Below are 16,969 nucleotides of genomic sequence, written 5' to 3' on the forward strand. Positions count from 1 at the left end.
TGAATATTGTAACAAAAAAGCATCTTTAAACATAGACATGAAGTGGAGTCGGCAGATATCCGCGCAAAAACGGAGCAACTCCGGCAGCATTGCCAAAGTTGCTCCGTTTCCGCGGCGCATCTATATAAACGACGGTAGGAAAAGCTCTAGAAACTTTCCAGCCGGCGGTCATACCGATGGTTCTCACGATCCTGTATCTCCTGTCCTCTTACTATAGTATATTCCTATACTGCGTAAAAAGTTCCACTCTGCGATTATTTTGTAGACGTTGCCGCGTCCGGAGTAGCCGCAGGTGCTGTAGAAGAAGCTGCTGGTGAACCCGAGGGTGCCGCAGATACTACCGAATCCGGGACGGTATAGCTCTTGGTCATTTGATTGCCGTTCTTCAGGGTCACATAAGTGAACACACGGCTATCTTCCGACCACTGGCCGGACACCCATTCCCCCTCCAGGGGAAGTGATGTCAGCACCGTCCAATCGTCTCTCGCAGCGCCTTCCGGTATAGCATAGAGTACAAGCTGCTGTCCTGCGAGCTCAGCGCCAAGACGACCGTCAGGCGATGTCAAAGGCGAGGGTGCGACCAGTGCCGAGCGCAAGCCCATCACCCCGGCTTCTTCCGATGAAGGAGACTGCTGCGACTCGCTGATGGAATTATTCGCTCCGCCTCCGCTTTTTGGCGGGCTGTCCTGAGAATCCTTAGCTTCGCTGGTATCCGGACCAGAAGTGCTGATCTTCATATCCTCTACCGCAGGTGTGGCAGGGTCCTTGTCAGGCTCCGCTATGATCTGCCGCTTGAAGGATGCCGGCTGTTTGGTTGGGTCAGGTGTAACCGCCGGGGAATCCGGAGTTGGTGCCGTAGATGAAGTCACCATCTCATCAGCACCGCCGGAAGTATTGTTCCCGGTAGCTGAAAAAGTATTATTATTCTGTTCTGTAATCCCTGCCGCCCTATCTGCGCCATTTACGCTATCCCCGCTGCCGTCCTGTACTGCACCCGGTTCAGACCCTGCCGCCTCTTCAGTCTTTTGCATAGTCTGTCCAGAGTTTGTATCTGCAGCCTGATTGAGTGCCATATCCACATCTGCAGCCGGCATACTGTCAGGCATGTTAAAAATAGCTATTAGCAGTATCACTGCTGCCGCCACTGCACCAATGCCTGTCCGTGTCGCCAGGGACGAACCCTTGGAGAATTTGCCACGGGTGCTTTTACGGGTGAACGGAACAACCTTCGATCCTTCTGTGCTCGTCATGACCGGTTCCTGGTCGGCACTGCGATCCAGCTCGTCAAGCTGAGGCAAAATCGAATCAACGAGACTGAAAGGTGGCTTCACGTCCGGCAGCTGCTCAAGTTGCTGGGAAAGCACATTCAGACGGTCAAAGACATCCGCGCACGAAGGACAATTGTCGATATGACGGAACATTTCAATGATTTCTTCTTGGCTCAAGTCATGATCCAGATAGCGGTGCATCCATTCCATCACCTCCGCGCATTTCATCCTGATACACCACCTTTCTGATACTCCTGAAGTCTATTCTGCAGTTGCTGCCTTGCCCTGAACAGATACGATTTCACTGTATTCAAGGGCAGATCCAGCGAATCTGCAATCTCGTTGTAAGAAAAATCCTGCAAATACCTCAGTACGATTACCGTGCGGTGATGTTCCGGAAGCTGATCAATCGCCTCCCGTATATCCTCTGCCAGGTAACCGGACAACACTTCACGTTCCACATTATGTGTATCCGGAAACACCATCTCATGTTCATCAATGGAAACCGTAGGTTTCGTTCTTCTGAACTTATCAATACATATGTTGGTCACGATCCGCTGTACCCATGTTTTGAACTGGGCTTTTTCCTCGTAAGAACCTATTTTGGTATACACGCGGATAAGCGCCTCCTGTGAAGCATCCAAAGCATCCTGTTCATTATGCAGAATGTAGAAGGCCGTCTTATATACATGCCCTTCAATTTCTCGCAATAGGGTGATTAGAGCGTCGCGATCGCCCGCTTGAGCGGCTCTGATGAGTCCCTGCTCCACCACGAAGGTTCCCCCTCTCTATGCAATCTTACTGACGCGCAAGACTGCGAATTTGTTGCAAGCCTGTAATCAATTTTTTTGGTATCCATAATCCTTACTAAGCATACAGGGGAAGCTTCAATCATTCAAATACTCTTTTATAGAAAGATTGTAACAAAAGTGAAATCAAAAAGATGCAAAACAGCCGGCCTGTACCCTTTTAAGGTGCAAACCGGCTGGTGTGTAATTGAATCTTTGTATAGTTATTAATAGGAGCGGACTTAAGCGCCTTTAATTTCCTTGAACTTCGCCACATATTTGGCGGCAAGCTCAGTGATCTGGTCGTAGCGGCCTTCCTTGGCTGGAGCAGTCAGGTTGCCTCCGATGCCTACAGCGATGCAGCCGTTTGAAATCCATTTTTCCATGTTGTTCAGATCCACGCCACCAGTAGGCATAATGTTGACATGCGGCATCGGTCCTTTAACGGCTTTGACATAATCCGGTCCGAAGGCGCTGCCCGGGAACAGCTTCAATACATCCACACCCAGCTTCAATGCTTCTTTCATTTCATTAAGTGTCATGCAGCCAGGCATATACGGGATACCGTAGAGATTACACATTTTGGCGGTTTCTTCTTCAAAAGAAGGACTGACCACAAATTCGGAACCTGCCAGAATAGCGATTCTTGCCGTAAGAGGATCAAGTACAGTACCTGCACCGATCACTGCTTGGCTTCCGTATTCGGCTACCAGCCGTTTGATTGCTACGTCGGCATCCGGAGTGGTAAAGGTAACTTCAATGTTATTCAGTCCACCTTCGATACAGGCTGCGGACATTTTGAAAGCATCGTCTGCATTGTCGGCACGAATAACAGCTACCACGCCAACGGATGTGATGTTCTGCAATACTTTTATTTTCTTCATCATAAACTCCCTTTCATTAATTCCTTGATATTTAGAATATTAATTTAGATAAACATTTTTATCTAATTTACTAACCATAAGCCAAAACCTTATAAGAAAATAGTAATAACAATGTCTTCTTACGTCAATATATTTTTATGTGAACAGAACGTAAAATCCTCGAAATACTCACAAAAACCCTTTTATAATAAGGGATTTCATGATCTATCTGATATGATCACATTAAAAAATTTCATTTGAGCGGGGCGAGTCTTATTGTAGAAAACCGATTTATATGATAATTTCAAATTACAAATCATTTATACAGGGGTTGTACGCTTACCCCGAGGAGGAAATATTCATGAGCAAACAGCTGGATGCAGTTACATTCGGAGAGCCGATGGCTATGTTTTATGCCAATGAGGTGGGCCCGCTGCACGAAGTTACTTCTTTTTCCAAAGCGCTGGCCGGTGCAGAGAGCAATGTGGCTACCGGATTATCACGTCTTGAGCACAAAACCGGGTATGTAACGAAACTTGGCGAGGACAACTTCGGCCAATTTATAGTTGGTGCGCTGAATAAAGAGCAAATTGATACCGGCAGCATCACGTACACCAAAGAATTTCCAACCGGCATGCTGATCAAATCCAAGGTGTTGACCGGTGATCCCAAGGTTGAGTATTTCCGCAAAAATTCCGCGGCCTCCAAGCTGAGTCTGGCCGATTTCGATGAGGCGTATTTCGCTTCCGCAGGGCATTTGCACGTTACAAGCATCTCTTCGGCATTGTCGAAGACCTGCCATGAATTCTCGCTGTACGCCATGGAATTTATGAAGAAGAGCGGAAAAACCGTCTCCCTTGATCCGAATCTGCGCCCAACCCTCTGGCCGGACAAAGAAACCATGGTGAACACCATTAACGATCTGGCCACACGCTGCGACTGGTTCCTGCCAGGGCTCGGTGAAGGCAAAATCCTTACAGGCCTTGAGACTCCTGAAGAAATTGCCGGCTATTACCTGGAGCGCGGTGTATCGCTGGTGGTTATCAAGCTTGGTCCTGAAGGCGCTTATTACAAAACGGCTTCCGGTGAAGAAGGTTATGTCGACGGCTTCAAGGTAGAAACCGTTGTTGATACTGTGGGCGCCGGTGACGGCTTTGCAGTTGGTGTAATCAGCGCGATGCTGGAAAAGCTGACCGTTGCCGAAGCCGTGAAACGCGGCAATGCGATTGGCGCACTCGCCGTGATGTCTCCTGGAGACATGGATGGACTGCCTACCCGCGTCGGGCTGGAAAAGTTTATGAAGGCAGGCGTGTAAGCAGGCTGCTTCCAAAGAAGTGCTGCACTCTATATGCACACCCATCCCGATGCTATAAAAGCCCTCCACCGTCTTTACTAGACGGTGGAGGGCTTTTTGCTAGGCGTAGCCAATGCTTATGAACAAATCGTTTTACTTGGTTGGCATTGGAGCCTGTACGGACTGCCCCAGCTGCAGCGCTGGAGGGAACCTGTACGTGATCGGCATAGCGTCCCCCTGATCCTCAATCAGAGAAAGCATGATTTTGGCGGCCTTCATTCCCATTTCATAGGCAGGCTGCCGGATCGTTGTGATAGCCGGATTGTAGATCCGGGCAAATTCCGCATCATCAATCCCAACCACCGACCATTGGCCGGGGATTGCAATGGAGTGGCGGTTAGCATATTTCAGGATTTCCCCCAGCACCAGATCGTTGGCTGCGAGCAGAGCAGTCGGCGGCTGCGGCAGGCTTAACAGCTCATCCAGCGCGGAAGCAATAGACTCTCTCGGCACACTGCGCACGTACTCATCATTCATCCTGAGCCCGGCTTCCTCCATGGCCTTTCTGTAGCCGCTCATCCGCTCCTTACGGGGGGTGATCGCATGATCGCCAAGCGGGAGCGACAAGATGGCGATATTCTCATGCCCCTTCCCGGTCAGCTCTTTGATGGCTGTTTTGACGGCCATTTCGTTGTCGAGCAGCAGACTTTGAGTCGTAATCCCTTCTACCAGCCGGTCCATGAATACAAGCGGATATTCCGCTTCGATCAGCCGGGTATAGGGAGACGGATGGTCTCCGGTCGGAAAAATAATCAACCCGTCCACCTGACGGGCCACAAGCGCCTCTACATGTGTGTTTTCTTTATCCGCATTCTCATCACTATTACAAATAATTACCTGGATGCCATGGCGCTGCAGTTCATTCTCGATCGCCCGGATGCACTGGATGGACAACGAATAATCAAGATTCGCCACAATAATACCAACCATATGCGTGCGGTTCTGCTTCAGGCTTCGGGCTAGCCCGTTAGGCTGATAATTCAGCTCCTCGATTACATCGGCAATGCGGTTTTTGGTCGCTTCGCTCATATATTTGAACCGTTTATTTAGAAATTGCGAGACCGTGCTTTTGGATACTCCCGCCTTCTGGGCGACATCTTCAATCGTCAGCTTCTTCATCTATTCCGCTCCACTCTATATAGAAAATACCGGCTTTCCCAAACCACTCGGCGAGAGCGAATTCACGCAGAAAAGCCATACTTTCCGAACTCACTCAGAAAGTATAGCTTTTTTTTAGTAAATTATCTAGTAATCATTATTGAGATTAATGGATAAGTTATTTACTAGGCGTTGCAGACGGCTCGGTCTTCTGGCCATGTTCTTTATACCACCAATCATAATACCACTGCTGGCCGGCCTGTATATTGATCTCTACCGTACGCTCCTCCCCTTTCACTTCATAATGAGCCACGAAATAATCCTCTTTGGTATCAATCGCAATTGTGCCATAATGAGTCTTTGCAGGCCGTTCTTTCTTCTCTATTGTGATGTTCCCCGTGAGCACCTGTGACTTCCCGGTTGCTATGTCCAGCAGCTTACTGTGCTGCGTATATCCACCTTTACCATCCTCCATATAATTGACCAGCAGTACTTCCTCCCTGTCCGGATCAGTAGCCATGAAGGAATAGTATAAGGATAAAGTAAAAGATGAATCAAACGATAAGAGCTCTCTGGGAACGATTACTTCCCCTGCTTCAGCCTTTCTGAGATCTATAACGGAAAGCTTGCCTGTGTTAGGTGTCCGCTCCGCACCCAGCGTATAAGTGCTGTGGGAAAACAGAAGGTAATTTCCCGCGCCATAGATGTATCCTAAATCAAAATAGGTCTGTGCTCCGCCTGCATACAGCGGAAAAGTATATATTCTTTTGGCTGTAGCGGCTGACAGCTCCGAATGGCCTTTGGGGGTCAAATACAGGGTGTATGGTTCTGTGTTATGTGTATATTTCGGCTTCATGTAATCTACCATTGGCGGTGGAGGTGACCATACAATCCCTGCAGATGTCTCAACAGCAATTGCCCGCGACTTATTTCTGTCCAGAGGCATAGGCATATAATACTTCAGTCCGCCGATTTCAAACTCTGCGGAGCTCATGTACAATCCTAATCCTTGTGAGGGCGCCGATGGGGAAGGTGTAGGCCGAACCGCCGCGCCCGTGGTCTTCTCCCAGAGCGAGGACAGCTGCCCGGCAACGTTTCCCTTGCCACCCGGCGGCCAGATCAGAACACCGAACACCATGAGAGCGGCCAGGCAGGTGAGGCCGAGGCTTTTGACGGAACGGAATTTAGACTTCGCTTCCCCCTTACTGCCTGCAGCTGCTTCTACCCGGGCCATCAGCTCCGGGGTAAAGCCATCCTCTGCAAAAGGACTGCGGCCGGCCTTGGCATACCAGTCTTTTGCTCCGGTCACTACCACGTTGTCTTCCTCATCATGTATTGTTGTCATAAGTCCTCCTCCTTCATCGCCGTCTTGACCTTCTCCCTGGCCCGCGCCAGCCTGGATTTGACTGTCCCCTGAGCTACTCCGAGCAGAGCTGCCATCTCCGCCACGGACAAGTCCTGCCGGATATCCAGCACGAGCACCTCCCGGTGCTTATCCGGCAGCGCCAGGATGATCTCCCAGATCCGGCTGACCACCTGGTTGCCGATGGCTTCTTTTTCTGCCGAAGATGCCTGCCCGGGGCCTTGCCGGTTTCCAAGCGGACTGAATCTGTGCCAGAAGCTGTTCCGTCTGAAGCTGAACGCCGTATTGCGTGTAATTGTCAGCAGCCAGGTTTTTATCGTAGCTTGACCGCGGTACTTGCCGATCCCCTTATACGCCTTTAGGAACACCTCCTGGCTGATATCATTTGCCTGCTCCCGGCTGCGGGTCAGGAAAAAAGCATAATGCCACACATCAGAACCGTAGGTCTCCATCATCTCCCGGAGCGTCATGGTTGGGGTATAGGCCACGGCATAGGGCAATTCGTTGCTCTGCATCTCTCTCACCTCTCGCCTAATAAGACTCTTCAGACTGCAAATGGTTCCCTCCCGTTCCAGAAATAATTACAAGATCGTGGGCCGATCATACATTTCCCAATAAAAAAGCTAAGATCAAGGAGTCTCCGGCTCCAGCTTATGACGTACATTGATCCCCCCCGGCCGGACCTCCATCTGAATCTCACCCTGCAGATCGGTCCGGTACACAGCGGTGCTGCTGTCAGCCAGACGCTTCAACACATCGCCATTCGGATGTCCATAAAGATTGTTAACTCCGGCAGAAATCACCGCTGCACCAGGTTTCCAGAAGTTCAGCCAGGCAGCGCCCGTTGCTGTTTTGCTGCCGTGGTGCGCGACCTTCAGCACATCAATGGGCTGTCCAGCGCCGATTCCCGCCTCCCTGCCGTCCGCAAGGATCGCTTCCTCCGCAGCCTTATCCATATCCCCTGTAAAAAGAAAACTCCGGCCGTTCATCTGCAGCCGAAAAGCCACCGATTCGTGATTCTGCTCCTCCACCTCCGGCAGGATAGGCTCTCCCACCGCCTGCGGTTCCGGCCAGAGGAAAATCAGCTCCGTATCGTCATCCGGAGCAAGCGCCATTCCCTGCTGCACCGGATACAGCCGGACACCTGCCGCAAGCGCCGTGTTCATTAGCTTCCGGTAAGGCTCCCGATCAGCCAGCGTCCCGTTGAACAGAAGCGAAGAGACAGGCATGCCCTCCAGCACAGCCTGCAGCCCCCCGGCATGGTCCTGATCGCCATGAGTTAGAATGATGGCGTCCAGCCTGTGAATGCCCCTCTGCTTCAAAAGCGGCAGCAGGGTTTTGGCTCCGACCTCGAACGGGCTGCGGCGGACGCGCCATGCTTCCTTTTTGCCAAAGCTGACAGTGCCTCCACCATCCACAAGAATATGGGCTCCACCTGGGGTAGTGATCAAAATACTGTCGCCCTGTCCAACATCCAGATAGCTCACCCGTCCGGCACCGGCCAGGTGTTCCGGATGATAGCCCCTATACAGCAGCAGAACCATTGCAGCTATACCAATTAGGACAGCCCTTCCACTCCATCGCAAGGAGTCCGGCATCTGAAAGAGCAGTTGTTCCGCATTACTCCCGGCTCCGCTCCATATCCTTGTACGCCATATTCCTCTGTCATCCGCCGGTTGATCCAACTCCGCCAACGGCTTCGTTTCATCCTCCATGGCCTGTGGAGCCAGCCGCGCTTCTGTACGCTGCTGCATGGTATAGAGCACACCATAGAGGAGGCCATAATACAACCCCATCCACAGCAAAGTAGGAGAACTCCAGATCGTTACGCCCCCGGACCATCCATTTGTCCACTCCACAGCGCGAAATGTGGCATCATTCAGCAGTTCAGCAACATGAGCGGTTACACCGGCAGCCGTGTCCCAGAGCCGGCTAAGTAGCAGCGCAAGTGTCCCCATCGGCAGGACCAGGAACGTAATAAACGGGACAAATACCAAATTAGCAGCGAAGGAGAGCAATGAAAACTGGTTAAAGTAGTAGATAGTCAGCGGAAAAGAAACCAGCTGTGCAATCAGTGTAACCGACACGGCACCGCCCAGCCAGCGGGGTAGTCTTCGCAGCAGCGGGTTCACCAGAGGAACATAGATCATGAGTCCTGCCGTCACGAGAAAAGAGAGCTGAAAGCTTACGCTAAGCAGCAGATACGGATTCCAGATCAGCATAATCAATGCCGCTGCTGCGAGAATATTCATCCCGTCCTTCAGCATGCCGAACCGGGCAGCCAGCAGGGCAATCATACTCATGATGCCAGCCCGTACAATGGATGGCCCGGCACCGGACAGGAGTACATACACAGGCACTAGTAGCAGAGTGACAGTGAGGGCTGTCTCTCTGGTAAGGCGGCAGCGTCTAAGGATGAACAAGATCACGCCGACATACACCGCGACATGCATTCCTGAGATCGCCAGAATATGCGTCAGACCCAGCTGTGAGAACTGCTTGAAGGTTTCCTCATCCAAATCGTCCTGTATGCCCAGAACCAGGCCTTTCATGTATCCTGCATGCGGCTCCTGGAACAAGTGGTCCATCTCCGCCCCAAGGGCAGCCCGTACCGTATCATTCCAGCGGAGAATGCTGGCAGGATGCCAGGATGCAGGAGGCGAAGCCTGTACACTTGCTGTACCATCTCCCTTAAGCAGCCAGTGAATTCTCTGCGTCAGCAAATAGGAGCGGTAATCAAAACCGCCGAAATTCCGCGCCTCCCCCGGCTGTTCCAGCTCACCCAGAATAACTACCTGGTCTCCTCTCTTCCATCCGGCAGCCACGACAATCTCCTGCTCAGCCTGAAGCTTGATTTGCACAGCGATCCGTTCGCCTGCCACACCTGCTCCCGGTTCCCGGTCCGCATGCTGATTCTGCGCAACGGCTTGTTTACCGGTTCCGCTCAGCCCCATCCGCGACAGCTTCACCGTAAAGCTCACACGGTCTCCATCCCGCTCCACAGGGGATACGATTACTCCCTCCGCGCTTACATAAGACTCATTCAGCTCTGTCCCCAATTGTTCCCATGCACCCGGAAGCAGGCTGACATTTCTTCCTTCATTCCATTCCCAGTAGAAGGCCGCCGCAACCAGTGACAACCCTAGCACTGCGGCGATTTTCCACCCGCTTCTCCCGCCGACGGCACCGATTGCAAGCAGCAGCAGACAACCTGCTATGTACATTAAAAGCTCATACCCGGAAAACAAGCAGCCCGCCACGCTGCCCGCGACCCAGCACACTGCAAAGCTTAACAGCGGCCTTTTTTTCATCCATATTCCTCCTCATACTTGTATATTGTAGTTCTCATAGCCGTAGGCGAATTGTGACTCTTACATGCGGATGCAACCAAAAAAGAACCCCTGCATACGCAACAATCGCGTGTACAGAGGTTCCTCCCCTGATGCTTATCTTTATTTCAGTTAATGGCCGGCTTCCTGTTATTCCGATACGGTGATCATCGTTTCCTTAGGCGGCTCATAATTCTCCAATTGCCGGAAGATGATGCCTTTGGAGCCCAGCATGGCCTCTACCTTCTCCATATCTTTGCGGTAAGGACGCAGATAGACAATCTCTACAATTCCGCTGTTGGCCAGCATATTGGCGCAGGTCCAGCAGGGTTCGTCCGTGACATAGACAGTGCTGCCCTCCCGGTCGCTCCGGTCTGTGAACAGCAGCAGGTTCTGTTCAGCGTGAATGGTGCGGATGCAGCGCTGCTTCATCACCATCGTCTCCACGCCATTAACCACTTCACGTTCATATTGCTCCGAGACCATACAGCCTGCTTCTGAGCAATCCGGTACACCCATTGGGGCGCCATTATACGCCGTGCCCAGCAGCTTCTTGCCCTGTACCAGTACCGCACCGACATGGCGGCGGGAGCAACGCGAACGTGTGGAGACCATACAGGCAATATCCATGAAGTAAGTATCCCAATTTTTGCGGTAGGCTACAGTCATTAGCAATCTCCACTTTCTCTTTGATAGTTGTTCATTATTGTAGCATATTGCGGCGGTGTCTCACTAGGACATCGGATACGGAAAAACCTGTCCTTTCCGCTTCAAATAGAACGCCCGATTAATGAATATCAGACCTGTAATAGCTACACGCCTAGTTTAAAAAGCTACCAGCGGTTTCAGCTTTTCCAGCATCTTCGGCCCGATTCCCTTCACCCCGCCCAAATCCGCTAAGCTGCGAAAAGCCCCTTTGCTGCTGCGGTAGTCTATAATCGCCTGTGCCTTCTTCTCACCAATGCCAGGCAGATTCATCAGGGCAGCAGCATCCGCTGTGTTAACATTTATTTTGCCTTCTGCGGAAGCCTGTCCTGAAGATACTGTGCTCCCCGAAGGAGCTGCTTCACTTGCAACTGCTGTGGCTGCTGCGCCGTTCCCTGCTGCCGCTGTTCCGCTGGACCCTGCGGTTCCAGTTGAATCTGCCGCATTGTCCCCTGCCGCCGGCCTTCCTCCTGTCACCGTACCTCCAGCCACATCGCCTGTTACCACGGCATCTGCTGTTTCACCCTTATTGTGTTCATCTGTTTGATCCCCAATGCCCTTCTCATCTTTTCCACCTGCGGCTACTGCTGTACCCGGCTTGTCCGCTGTGCCCAGCGTCTGCGCCATACTGGCATTCAGCGTCTCCCAGCCGCCGATGCCCTTATTCTCTTCCCGGTCCGCCGTCCATACAACCCACCGCCAAGCAGGGCAGCAACGAATACCGAAGCTATTCCTTTTTTATTCATATCCTGTTCTCCTCTGTAAAATATAATTTATGGCAACCAACTATCCACCCGTATATTTTCAAAAATACAGTTGAAACCTGTCATTTGTCCAAGACTCCTGCGCATACATTTAACGAAGAGTATTCCTGCAAGGCCATAGCCATACTGAAAGGAGGGTACCCTAGATGAAGGTGGGATTTATCGGAACAGGCAGTATGGGCAGTCTGCTTATAGACGCCTTCCTGTCTTCGGGTGCGCTTAAGCCATGTGATGTGCTGGCCAGCAACCGCAGCCCGAACAGGCTTCTACAGCTTCAAAAACGCCATCCTGACATCATCATCGGCAGCAACAGGGAAACTGCAGACGGAAGCGATATCATCTTCCTCTGTGTTAAGCCGCTGGAATTCAAATCCCTGACCGATGAAATCTCTTCTTGCCTGCGGAGCGAGCAGATAGTTGTATCCATCACCAGCCCAGTGATGCTATACCATCTGGAATCCACGCTGCCGTCCAAAATAGCCAAAATCATTCCCAGCATCACCCACTGTGCCAAAAGCGGAACTTCACTTTGCATATTCGGCAGCAGGCTTACTAAACAAGATCGGCTCGTGCTGCTGGAGTTGCTGTCTTTCATAGGGGTTCCACTGGAAATTCAGGAAAGGCATACCCGGATCGCCTCTGATTTCTCCAGCTGCGGTCCCGCGTTCATCAGTTTTTTTCTTGAGCGGTGGATTGAAGCCGCTGTTGAGGCTACAGGCATAGATGAAGTCCTGCTTGGCCGGCTCGCTGGTGAAATGCTGTTAGGCACAGGGAAACTGCTGACCGAAGGTAATTTCACTCCGCAGGAGCTGCAGGAGCGGGTCGCCGTACGCGGCGGCATTACAGCGGAAGCACTGAACCATTTGCGGACCAGTCTGGAAGGGGTTTTTGAGCAGCTGATCCTCACCACACACGATAAATTCGATGAAGATGTCGAAAAGCTGGACACCTTATTCGGTCTCGGTGGCATCGTTCAAGGGCCGCTCGACCGTTAGAATCCCTCCAACCGGCATGGAACCGGCACCCTGCTGCCAAAACCAAGAAAGCCCGCAGCACGGATGACTCCGTTGCTGCGGGCAGAATTGCGTTCTTCGCTTAACCCACTACTATATTGACCAGCTTGCCGGGAACCGCGATAATCTTGCGCACGGTTTTGCCCTCGACAGCTGCCTTCACATTCGGAAGCGACAGCGCATGGTTCTGCATATCATCCTGACTCATGTCCTGCGGGATCAATGCACGCTGTACGATTTTCCCATTCACCTGAATAACAATTTCCACTTCAGCATCTACAGTCAACGCTTCATCATAAGCCGGCCAAGCCACATAGCTGATGCTGCCTTCATGACCGAGCAGCTGCCACAGCTCCTCCGCGATATGTGGTGCAAGTGGCGACAGCATTTGTACGAAATGCTCTGCTGCTTCGGAGGACAAGGTCTCCTGCTTGTAAGCATCGTTGATGAAGATCATCAGCTGGCTGATCGCTGTATTGAAGCGCAGGTGCTCGAAGTCCTCCGTGACCTTCTTAAGTGTCTTGTGCCAGGTCCGTTTGAACTCGTCGGTACCGCCATCCGGGGTGATTTTCGCGCTGATGTTGCCGTCCTCATTCACGAACAGGCGCCATACGCGGGAGAGGAAGCGGTGAATGCCTTCCACACCTTTTTCATTCCATGGCTTCGTCGCTTCCAACGGCCCCATGAACATCTCATAGACACGCAGCGTATCCGCGCCATATGCCTCTACAATTTCATCCGGGTTAATGACATTGCCACGCGACTTGCTCATCTTCTCATTGTTATTCCCCAGGATCATGCCTTGATTCACCAGCTTATGGAACGGTTCCTTGGTATCCACTACACCGATGTCATAGAGAACCTTATGCCAAAAGCGTGCGTACAGCAGATGCAGTACTGCATGCTCGGCTCCGCCGATGTACAGGTCAACGGGCAGCCATTCCTTCTGCTTCTCCGGTGAACACAGCTCCTTGTCATTACGCGGATCGATATAACGCAGGTAGTACCAGCAGCTGCCGGCCCATTGCGGCATGGTGTTCGTCTCGCGGCGTGCCTTCATGCCTGTCTCCGGATCTATCGTTTCGACCCACTCCGTCACATTAGCCAGCGGGGATTCTCCTGTGCCTGAAGGGCGGATGGAATCCACTTCCGGCAGCAGCAACGGCAGCTGATCTACAGGAACCGTCTTCATCGTGCCGTCTTCCAGGTGCAGAATCGGAATCGGCTCACCCCAATAGCGCTGGCGGCTGAACAGCCAGTCGCGCAGGCGGTAGGTCACTTTCCCTTTGCCGCTGCCCTTTTCCTCAAGCCAGGTGATCATTTTCGCAATTGCTTCTTTATTGTCCAGACCATTCAGGAAGTCGGAATTCACATGAGGTCCGTCGCCGCTGTAAGCCTCTTCTCCGACATTTCCGCCCTGTACCACCTCAACGATCTTCAGACCAAACTGCTTGGCGAATTCCCAGTCGCGGGTATCATGTCCCGGCACCGCCATAATGGCTCCCGTTCCATACCCGGCAAGCACATAATCGGCGATCCAGATCGGCACCTGTGCACCATTCACCGGATTGACGGCGTAGGCACCCGTGAATACACCAGATTTCTCTTTAGCGAGATCGGTACGCTCAAGGTCGCTCTTGCGTGAAGCCTTGGCGCGGTATTCCGATACAGCCGCCTTCTGCTCTTCTGTCGTAATAAGATCAACCAGCTTGTGCTCCGGTGCCAGTACACAGTAGCTTGCTCCGAACAATGTATCCGGGCGGGTCGTGAATACCTCCAGGCTGGCATCATGACCTTCAATGGCAAAAATCACTTCAGCTCCTGTAGACTTGCCAATCCAGTTGCGCTGCATATCCTTGATGCTTTCTTCCCAGTCCAGCTCTTCCAGATCCTCAAGCAGGCGTTCAGCGTACTCCGTAATTTTCAGTATCCACTGGCGCATCGGTCTGCGGACCACTGGATGGCCGCCGCGCTCGCTTTTTCCGTCGATAACCTCTTCGTTTGCCAGAACCGTTCCCAGCGCTTCACACCAGTTGACCGACACCTCTGCCACATAGGCCAAGCCGCGGTTGTACAGCTGGATAAAAATCCACTGTGTCCATTTGTAATACTCCGGATCGGTTGTGCTAATCTCGCGGTCCCAATCATAGGAGAAGCCCAGCGATTTGATCTGCCGGCGGAAATTATCAATATTCTTCACCGTTATCTCGCGCGGATGCTGTCCGGTATCCATCGCATACTGCTCTGCTGGAAGTCCGAAGGCATCCCAGCCCATCGGGTGCAGCACATTGTAGCCGCGCATCCGTTTGTAGCGGGAGACAATGTCTGTCGCCGTGTAGCCTTCCGGGTGGCCTACGTGCAGCCCTGCGCCTGAAGGATACGGGAACATATCCAGTGCGTAGAATTTTGGCTTGTTAACCTCTTCACCTGTTTTGAACGTCTTGTTCTCATCCCAGAACTTCTGCCATTTCGGCTCAATCACCTGGGCACGGTAGCCTGTGGGGGCTGTTGTGCTTGCTGCTTTGTTGTCGCTCATCTTATGCTCCTCCTTGGAGTGTTGCTTACTTAGTTAAACTGTTGCCTACATTAAAAAGCAGGGAGTATTCGTTACTACCAGAAATGTTTGGGCTTCCGCCCGCTGTTATTCTCGGATTTCTTGATTGGAACTGCTCTTCGAGGTAGAAATCCGAGAATAGCTTATGCTTACGATGCAAGCTTTCCTACGGAAAGCTCTCGGGCGGCCACTATCGTTGCTCCAGCTCCAAAATTTCTTTCCGTTCCTCTTCCCTGCAAAATTCTAATGCAGAGATGACCCGCTTTACCTGACGGGCAGCAAAGTCCAAGAATCAGCTCAGGATTCGCTGTTCCGCTGGATATGGCCCCAATACCGCAAAAAAACCTCCCATCCCTAGCGTATTATCGCTAGGGACGAGAGGTTTGAATTCCCGTGGTACCACCCTAGTTAGCGGCTGAATATTCTTTACCCGGCCACTCACTTTGACACCCGGTAACGGGGGTGAATCGACGACGCTTCAGGCGCGGGCTTCAAGCTTCTGCTTGCAGACCCTGCGGCTTAACACCATTACTCCGAGGTGAGTTCATTCTTCTCCGTTAACCGGCTCGCACCCTGCGCCGGCTCTCTGCTATAACGGTCTCACGAATTAATACTCCTCTTCATCGCACTGCTATGCTTACTGATTATTAATCAGTAATGTTCCCCACATTATATACAAAAGAAGCAGTTAGAGTCAATGATTTCCGCTTGCGGGTGCCTGAATCAGCAATCTGTGAGCGATACGCCCTCATAAAACGGCTTAGACCGGCTTTCGCCGTATATAATACGCGAGAAAATACTGAATCACTACTTTGCCGGCTGCAAATACCGGTACAGCCAGGATCAGACCGATCATTCCGGCCACTTCCCCACCTACCAGCAGTGCAAAAATAATCAGCAGCGGATGCAGATGCAGCCGCCTTCCGACCACCTGCGGCGAAATGACGTTGCTCTCCAGCATCTGGCACAGGGTGTTAACCACAGCAACGAGCAGGACGAGGCGAAGTGAGAGGGTCGAAGCCATTACAATCGCGGGTGCTGCACCCAGAAAAGGCCCCATATACGGAACAATGTTGAATACCGCCACCACACAAGCAAACAGCAGCGCGTAAGGCATGCCTATAATCGCATAGCCGATGTAGGCCAGTACCCCGATAATCAGACAGACCAGAAACTGCCCACGGATGTAGTTGCCAAGCGCGTCATCAATATCCTTAAGCAGCTTGACCATAGACTTGCGGCGCGAGCGTGGCAGACAAGCGACAACGGTCCGTTCGAATACATCGAAATCCTTGAGAATGTAGAACACCAGAAAAGGCACGATAAAGGCATTGAACAACAGACCAATGGTCGAACCAATGTTATCGAGAAAATGGGAGATTCCTGCCGCCAGCCGGTTTTCCAGCTGAAAAAACCAGTTGTTCATGCCCATCTCGATACCAGGCGGAATCAATCTGTTATTCATGTTACGCATGAGTCCCTGTGCATGCAGTGTCATCTCCGGTAAATGCTCGTTCAATTCTTCAAGCTGCTCGATGAACATCGGAATCAGATTGATGGCAATAACTACGAGCGAGGTCAGAAATACAGCATAGATGAGCAACACGGCTACACTGCGCGGCATTTTTCTCCCGGCGAGCATACTCACTACGGGATTCAGCACATACGAGATAATCATAGCTGCCAGGAACGGCGCAAGGATGGCTTTGAGAAAGACGAAAACTCCCATTAACATCGGACGGAGGAGCCAAACGAAATATAATATGATCAGGGCAAGCAGTACTCCGATCATCCGGCGGAACCATTTACTTTGGGACCATTGCTCCATGTTATCCCTCCTGATCGTATTCAGCCCAAGACAGGCATACGA

The 16,969-nt window shown here is 51.8% G+C and carries 14 protein-coding genes and 1 other annotated feature; of the genes, 2 read left to right on the forward strand and 12 right to left on the reverse strand.

Annotated features, from left to right (window positions below; genetic code table 11):
* Positions 1–25: 25 nt before the first annotated feature.
* From A3849_RS32960 to A3849_RS17310, 4 genes are all read right to left on the reverse strand, one after another.
* Entirely contained in the window at positions 26–187 is a 162-nt protein-coding gene (locus A3849_RS32960) for a hypothetical protein (protein WP_178382726.1), read from the reverse strand.
* A gap of 67 nt (positions 188–254) precedes the next feature.
* Positions 255–1,496, reverse strand: coding sequence for an anti-sigma factor family protein (locus A3849_RS17300; protein ID WP_074112539.1), 1,242 nt, complete (start codon positions 1,494–1,496; stop codon positions 255–257).
* Positions 1,493–2,041, reverse strand: a complete 549-nt coding sequence (locus A3849_RS17305) for an RNA polymerase sigma factor (protein WP_074086301.1) — start codon at positions 2,039–2,041, stop codon at positions 1,493–1,495. Before A3849_RS17305 ends, A3849_RS17300 begins: the two co-directional genes overlap by 4 nt.
* A gap of 257 nt (positions 2,042–2,298) precedes the next feature.
* Positions 2,299–2,940: a bifunctional 2-keto-4-hydroxyglutarate aldolase/2-keto-3-deoxy-6-phosphogluconate aldolase gene (locus A3849_RS17310; RefSeq protein WP_074101918.1), complete on the reverse strand. Its 642-nt coding sequence runs from the start codon at positions 2,938–2,940 to the stop codon at positions 2,299–2,301.
* A 340-nt stretch (positions 2,941–3,280) separates the two neighbouring features.
* On the opposite strand from A3849_RS17310, the gene A3849_RS17315 reads away from it, so the two are divergent.
* Positions 3,281–4,234 (forward strand): sugar kinase, encoded by a 954-nt coding sequence (locus tag A3849_RS17315; RefSeq protein WP_074112540.1) that lies wholly within the window; start codon positions 3,281–3,283, stop codon positions 4,232–4,234.
* Between the two features lie 132 nt (positions 4,235–4,366).
* Here the strand turns inward: A3849_RS17315 and A3849_RS17320 are convergent, their stop codons facing one another.
* The 6 genes from A3849_RS17320 to A3849_RS17345 all read right to left on the reverse strand — a co-directional run bounded on the left by A3849_RS17320 (position 4,367) and on the right by A3849_RS17345 (position 11,395).
* Complete coding sequence (locus A3849_RS17320; protein ID WP_074112541.1) at positions 4,367–5,392, reverse strand: LacI family DNA-binding transcriptional regulator; 1,026 nt, start codon at positions 5,390–5,392, stop codon at positions 4,367–4,369.
* 157 nt (positions 5,393–5,549) lie between these two features.
* Positions 5,550–6,716: a hypothetical protein gene (locus A3849_RS17325; RefSeq protein ID WP_074112542.1), complete on the reverse strand. Its 1,167-nt coding sequence runs from the start codon at positions 6,714–6,716 to the stop codon at positions 5,550–5,552.
* Positions 6,713–7,249 carry an RNA polymerase sigma factor gene (locus A3849_RS17330; protein WP_074112543.1) on the reverse strand — a complete coding sequence of 179 codons (537 nt, stop codon included), beginning with the start codon at positions 7,247–7,249 and terminating at the stop codon, positions 6,713–6,715. The genes A3849_RS17325 and A3849_RS17330 overlap by 4 nt, the downstream gene beginning before the upstream one ends.
* A gap of 114 nt (positions 7,250–7,363) precedes the next feature.
* Positions 7,364–10,045 carry a ComEC/Rec2 family competence protein gene (locus A3849_RS17335; RefSeq protein ID WP_074112544.1) on the reverse strand — a complete coding sequence of 894 codons (2,682 nt, stop codon included), beginning with the start codon at positions 10,043–10,045 and terminating at the stop codon, positions 7,364–7,366.
* A 168-nt stretch (positions 10,046–10,213) separates the two neighbouring features.
* Positions 10,214–10,732, reverse strand: a complete 519-nt coding sequence (locus A3849_RS17340; protein WP_074086294.1) for a deoxycytidylate deaminase — start codon at positions 10,730–10,732, stop codon at positions 10,214–10,216.
* 156 nt (positions 10,733–10,888) lie between these two features.
* Positions 10,889–11,395 (reverse strand): ComEA family DNA-binding protein, encoded by a 507-nt coding sequence (locus tag A3849_RS17345; RefSeq protein WP_074112545.1) that lies wholly within the window; start codon positions 11,393–11,395, stop codon positions 10,889–10,891.
* A gap of 283 nt (positions 11,396–11,678) precedes the next feature.
* On the opposite strand from A3849_RS17345, the gene comER reads away from it, so the two are divergent.
* Entirely contained in the window at positions 11,679–12,527 is an 849-nt protein-coding gene (gene comER, locus A3849_RS17350; protein WP_074112546.1) for a late competence protein ComER, read from the forward strand.
* A gap of 100 nt (positions 12,528–12,627) precedes the next feature.
* On the opposite strand, the gene leuS is transcribed toward comER, so the two are convergent.
* Positions 12,628–15,081, reverse strand: coding sequence for a leucine--tRNA ligase (leuS, locus tag A3849_RS17355; RefSeq protein WP_074112547.1), 2,454 nt, complete (start codon positions 15,079–15,081; stop codon positions 12,628–12,630).
* 385 nt (positions 15,082–15,466) lie between these two features.
* Positions 15,467–15,732: a binding site (T-box leader), on the reverse strand.
* A gap of 127 nt (positions 15,733–15,859) precedes the next feature.
* Positions 15,860–16,927 carry an AI-2E family transporter gene (locus tag A3849_RS17360; protein WP_074112548.1) on the reverse strand — a complete coding sequence of 356 codons (1,068 nt, stop codon included), beginning with the start codon at positions 16,925–16,927 and terminating at the stop codon, positions 15,860–15,862.
* Positions 16,928–16,969 lie beyond the last annotated feature (42 nt).

The sequence above is a fragment of the Paenibacillus sp. P46E genome (genome assembly GCF_001909095.1).
Lineage (GTDB): Bacteria > Bacillota > Bacilli > Paenibacillales > Paenibacillaceae > Paenibacillus_AQ > Paenibacillus_AQ helianthi.